Source organism: Actinoplanes sp. NPDC048791 (genome assembly GCF_040650095.1).
Classification (GTDB): domain Bacteria; phylum Actinomycetota; class Actinomycetes; order Mycobacteriales; family Micromonosporaceae; genus Actinoplanes.
Genome location: NZ_JBEZGQ010000630.1, coordinates 1 through 5,068 on the forward strand (window position 1 = coordinate 1; position 5,068 = coordinate 5,068).

Annotated in this window: 5 protein-coding genes; 3 read left to right on the top strand and 2 right to left on the bottom strand. The window is 71.0% G+C overall.

The window, feature by feature from the left end; all coding sequences use genetic code 11:
• Positions 1–1,920 (top strand): threonine--tRNA ligase (thrS, locus tag AB0C29_RS33085; protein ID WP_360828602.1); only part of this gene is annotated, 1,920 nt, incomplete at its 5' end.
• Between the two features lie 28 nt (positions 1,921–1,948).
• Here the strand turns inward: thrS and AB0C29_RS33090 are convergent.
• Positions 1,949–2,929: a hypothetical protein gene (locus AB0C29_RS33090; RefSeq protein ID WP_360828605.1), complete on the bottom strand. Its 981-nt coding sequence runs from the start codon at positions 2,927–2,929 to the stop codon at positions 1,949–1,951.
• A gap of 150 nt (positions 2,930–3,079) precedes the next feature.
• On the opposite strand from AB0C29_RS33090, the gene AB0C29_RS33095 reads away from it, so the two are divergent.
• A complete protein-coding gene (locus tag AB0C29_RS33095; RefSeq protein WP_360828615.1) occupies positions 3,080–3,556 on the top strand; it encodes an HIT domain-containing protein in 477 nt (158 codons plus the stop codon).
• Here the strand turns inward: AB0C29_RS33095 and AB0C29_RS33100 are convergent.
• Entirely contained in the window at positions 3,527–4,108 is a 582-nt protein-coding gene (locus tag AB0C29_RS33100) for a TetR/AcrR family transcriptional regulator (RefSeq protein WP_360828608.1), read from the bottom strand. The genes AB0C29_RS33095 and AB0C29_RS33100 overlap by 30 nt on opposite strands.
• A gap of 53 nt (positions 4,109–4,161) precedes the next feature.
• On the opposite strand from AB0C29_RS33100, the gene AB0C29_RS33105 reads away from it, so the two are divergent.
• A partial coding sequence (locus AB0C29_RS33105; protein WP_360828612.1) for an FAD-dependent monooxygenase occupies positions 4,162–5,068 on the top strand: 907 nt, incomplete at its 3' end.

Sequence of the window (5,068 nt, forward strand, 5' to 3'; positions counted from 1 at the left end):
GCCGCCGCCGGCCTGCCCGCCGCCGGTCCGAAGGCGATCGTGGTCGTGCGCGACCCGGCCGGCCGGCTGCGCGACCTGGACTGGGCTCCCGAACTGGACACCGAGGTCACCCCGGTGCCGCTGGACTCGCCGGACGGGCTCAACGTGCTGCGGCACTCGACGGCGCATGTGCTGGCCCAGGCCGTGCAGGACGTCTTCCCGGAGGCCAAGCTCGGCATCGGGCCGCCGATCGAGAACGGCTTCTACTACGACTTCGACGTGGCCAAGCCGTTCCAGCCGGATGACCTGGCCAGGCTCGAGAAGCGGATGCAGGAGATCGTCAAGTCCGGCCAGACGTTCCGGCGCCGCGAGTACGGCTCGCTCGACGAGGCCAAGGTGGAGCTGGCGGACGAGCCGTACAAGCTCGAGCTGGTCGACATCAAGGGTGAGGTGGACGCCGACGAGGTCATGGAGGTCGGCGCCGGCGAGCTCACCCACTACGACAACATCGACAAGGACGGCAAGCGCGTCTGGGGCGACCTGTGCCGCGGCCCGCACCTGCCGACCACCCGGCTGATCGGCGCGTTCAAGCTGATGCGCTCGGCCGCCGCGTACTGGCGCGGCAGTGAGAAGAACCCGCAGCTCCAGCGCATCTACGGCACCGCGTGGCCGACCCGCGACGAGCTCAAGGCGTACCAGAAGCTGCTGGAGGAGGCCGCCCGCCGCGACCACCGCAAGCTGGGCGCCGACCTGGACCTGTTCTCCTTCCCCGACGAGATCGGTTCCGGTCTCGCGGTGTTCCACCCCAAGGGCGGCATCATCCGCCGGGAGATGGAGAACTACTCGCGGCTCAAGCACGAGGAGGCCGGCTACGCCTTCGTGAACACCCCGCACATCACCAAGGGCAACCTGTTCGAGACCTCCGGCCACCTCGGCTGGTACGCCGACGGCATGTTCCCGCCCATGGAGATGGAGGGCGCGAACTACTACCTGAAGCCGATGAACTGCCCCTTCCACGACCTGATCTTCCGGAGCCGGGGCCGGTCCTACCGCGAGCTGCCGCTGCGCATGTTCGAGTTCGGCACCGTCTACCGCTACGAGAAGTCCGGCGTGGTGCACGGCCTCACCCGGGTGCGCGGCATGACCCAGGACGACGCCCACATCTTCTGCACCGAGGAGCAGATGGCGGGCGAGCTGAAGTCCCTGCTGCGCTTCGTCCTCGACCTGCTGAAGGACTACGGGCTGGACGACTTCTACCTGGAGCTGTCCACCCGCAACCCGGAGAAGTCGGTCGGCACCGACGAGAACTGGGAGCGGGCCACCGAGGCGCTGCGCCAGGCCGCCGTGGAGTCCGGCCTGGACCTGGTGCCGGACCCGGGCGGCGCGGCGTTCTACGGTCCGAAGATCAGCGTGCAGGTCAAGGACGCGATCGGCCGCACCTGGCAGATGTCGACCATCCAGGTGGACTTCAACCTGCCGGAGCTGTTCGAGCTGGAGTATTCGGCGGCCAGTGGCGGCCGGGAGCGGCCGGTCATGATCCACCGGGCGCTGTTCGGCTCGATCGAGCGCTTCTTCGGCGTGCTGACCGAGCACTACGCGGGCGCTTTCCCGGCCTGGCTGGCGCCGGTCCAGGTGGTCGGCATCCCGATCCGCGACGACCACGCCGACTACCTCGGTGAGTTCGTCGCCCGGCTCCGCAAGGAGGGCATCCGGGCCGAGGTCGACTACTCCGACGACCGGATGCAGAAGAAGATCCGCACCGCGCAGCAGCAGAAGATCCCGTTCATGGCGATCGCCGGCGACGACGACGTGAACGGTGGCACCGTGTCGTTCCGCTACCGCGACGGCTCCCAGCGCAACGGGGTGCCGCTCGACGAGGCGGTCGCGCACGTGGCCGAGATCGTGCGCAGCCGGGTCAACACCGGGCCGTCCGCGGCCTGAGACACCCCCGCGTCTCCTGGGTCCCGCGTCAGCTCAGCGGCGGGATCCAGGAGTCCGGGTCGGCGCAGTCGCCGATGGTGAGCTCCCCGATCAGCGCGTCCAGCTCGCGCCGGGGGAAGAGCGACTCCACCGTGACGACGCAGTGTTCGGCCTCCACGATCAGCCGGCCGCGGGGCTCGTACCAGGCCGGCAGCTTGCCGACCTGGGTCCGGCCGGTCAGCGCGGCGCGCTTGCGCTCCCAGTTTGCGTCCCGGGCGGCGGTCAGCACGGCGACCTCCAGGCCGCCCGGCAGTCCGTTGTAGACGGCCGCGCCCGAGGGCGCGCGGGAGCCGGTGCTGAAACCGACGGCCGTCTGTCCCCGGTCGATCCGGTGGTCCGGCGACCGGAGGTAGGTCAGCTCCAGGCCCTTGGGCATCCGGACGCCGAGGCGCAGCGGCAGCCGCAGATCGCGGGGCGAGCCGAGGGTGACCGCGGCGGCGAGCCGGAGCAGATCCGCCCGGGTGATCTTGTCCTTGGCCCGGGACGTGTCGGCGTAGACCACGATCCACGTGCCCGACGGGTCCCGCCGGCCCACCGCCGCCGTCTGCCACGGCTCGGTCTCCCCGACGGTGTGCCCGGCGAAGGAGAACGCCTTCAGATAGCGGAAGTCGTCGATCTGCTCGGCGCCGCGGAACTGGCTCTCGTCCAGCGTGCCCGGCGAGAAGGCGGTCACCTCACCGCCGTACGTGCCGTCGGGGCTGCTGCCCAGCCCGAGGTTCTGCACGGTGAGGGTCTGCCGGTCGCCGTCGGTGACGCTGGCGGTGACCACGTAGCCGGAGGTCTGGTCCACGTCGAGGGTGACCTGCCAGGGGCGGCGGCCGAGGGTGGCCGGCGCGGCACCCGGTGCGACCGGCTCGTCGTCGCCGGTGCCCAGGGCGACCACGGTCGTCACCGTCACGCCGACCACCAGCACCGCCACGATCAGGCTCACCAGGACACCACGACGGTGCCGGATATGCGTCCCACGCATGGTCGTCCACCTCACTCGATCGCCGACACTCTATGACGGATGTCGATGTCCGGCGCGCACCGGGCGGGCACCGGCCCCGCTGACTAGGGTGGGAGGGTGAGTGACGCAGGGGAGCGGGACGGTCTCGACCGGCTCTGGACGCCGCACCGGATGGCGTACATCTCGGGGGCGGACCGGCCCGAGGGCGGTTACGAGGCGCCCGCCGGCTGCCCGTTCTGCGTGGCGCCCGGGCTCGACGAGGGGGAGAGCCTCGTGGTGGCCCGCGGTGAGCAGGTCTTCGCGGTGCTCAACCTGTATCCGTACAACCCGGGGCACCTGCTGGTCTGCCCGTACCGGCACGTCGCCGACTACACCGAGCTGACCGACGCCGAGACCGTCGAGCTGGCCGCTTTCACCCAGCGGGCGATGCGGGTCATCCGGCGGGCGAGCAGTCCGCACGGCTTCAACCTGGGGATGAACCAGGGCGCGGTGGCCGGGGCCGGGATCGCGGCGCACCTGCACCAGCACGTGGTGCCGCGGTGGGGCGGCGACGGCAACTTCATGCCGGTGATCGGCCGCACCAAGGTGCTGCCGCAGATGCTCGGCGACACCCGCGCGCTACTGCTGAAAGCCTGGGGCGAGGCTTAGGGCCCGGATCCCGGCGGCGATCTGCTCCGCGGACGGCGCGCGGACCGGGTCGGTCAGCCACTGGGTCAGCACACCCGACATCAGGGCCATCGCGACCGCGCCGATCGTGCGTACCGTCTGCTCGTCGATCGTGTCCTCATCCTGGCCGGTGAGGATCGCGGCCAGGCCGCGCCGTCCCTGCTCGATGCCCTCGGCGAGCTGGGCCTTGAGCTCGGCGGAGTGCTCGCTCTGCAGCATCGCCTCGATGCTGGCGAGCCACAGCTCGCGGTGGCTGAGGATGCTGCCGATCACCCGCTGCCAGTAGCGCACCAGCGGGTCGGCCGACTCGTCGCCGGTGGCGGTGGCCAGTGCGAGCCCGACCGCGTCGCCCCAGTCCTCGATCGCGCTGAGCATGGCCGCCTGCATCAGGGCCTGGGTGGAGCCGTAGTGGTAGCCGATCGAGCCGAGGTTGGTCCCCGACGCCGCGACGATGTCACGGGCGGTGGTCCGCGCGTAGCCCTTGTCGAAGAGGCAGCGCTTGGCGCCGGCCAGTAGATCCGCACGGTGTCCCATGGCCGCCATCCTAAGTTCTATACAAACGTATAATACGTTTGTATAGTAGCTGCATGACCTCTCGCGACGTACTCATCTCCGGCGCCGGCCTCGCCGGTCCCGCCCTGGCCCACCAACTGCACCGGTACGGCTTCCGTCCCACGGTCGTCGAGCGGGCCCCGGTCCTGCGCGACGGCGGCTACAAGGTCGACATCCGTGGCGCCGCCACCGACGTCCTCAAGCGCATGGGCCTCTACCAGGCGGCCCGGTCGGCCGACACCGGCATGCGCTACGTGACCTACGTCCGGCGCGACGGCCGGCAGATCGCCAAGCTCGACGCCAACCTGCTGATGGGCCGCCGCGGCGACGACCTCGAGGTCATGCGCACCGACCTGACCCGGATCCTGTACGACGCCACCGCCGCCGACGTGGAGTACGTCTTCGGCGACGCGATCGCCACGATGACCGACGGCCCCGACGGCGTCGACGTCACCTTCACCAGCGGGGCCACCCGCCGGTTCGCCCTGGTCGTGGGCGCGGACGGGGTGCATTCGGCCACCCGGCGCCTGGCCCTGGGGGAGGTGCCGCTGCGCTACCTGGGCGCGCACATCGCGATCTTCGACGTGCCCAACGAGCTGGGCCTGGACCGCGAGGAGATCTTCTACACCGAGCCGGGCCGGATGGTCTTCGCCTACAGCACCGGCGGCACCGCACCGGCCAAGGTCGGCATGGTCTTCGGCGCGGACGAGCCGGTGCTGGGCCGGGAGGTGCTGGCGGACCGGTTCGCCGGCCTGGGCTGGCAGGTCCCGCGCTTCCTCGACCTGCTGCGCAGCGCCGACGACGTCTACTTCGACGCGCTCAACCAGGTCGAGTTGCCGCGCTGGTCCGCCGGCCGGGTCGTGCTGCTCGGCGACGCCGCGCACTGCCCGTCACCGGCGGCCGGCCAGGGCACCAGCATGGCCCTGGTCGGGGCCTTTCTGC

Bases quoted from the DNA above. Each gene is read 5' to 3' on its own strand.
- AB0C29_RS33090 (WP_360828605.1), bottom strand. From the start codon at position 2,929: ATGCGTGGGACGCATATCCGGCACCGTCGTGGTGTCCTGGTGAGCCTG.
- AB0C29_RS33100 (WP_360828608.1), bottom strand. From the start codon at position 4,108: ATGGGACACCGTGCGGATCTACTGGCCGGCGCCAAGCGCTGCCTCTTC.
- AB0C29_RS33095 (WP_360828615.1), top strand. From the start codon at position 3,080: ATGGCGTACATCTCGGGGGCGGACCGGCCCGAGGGCGGTTACGAGGCG.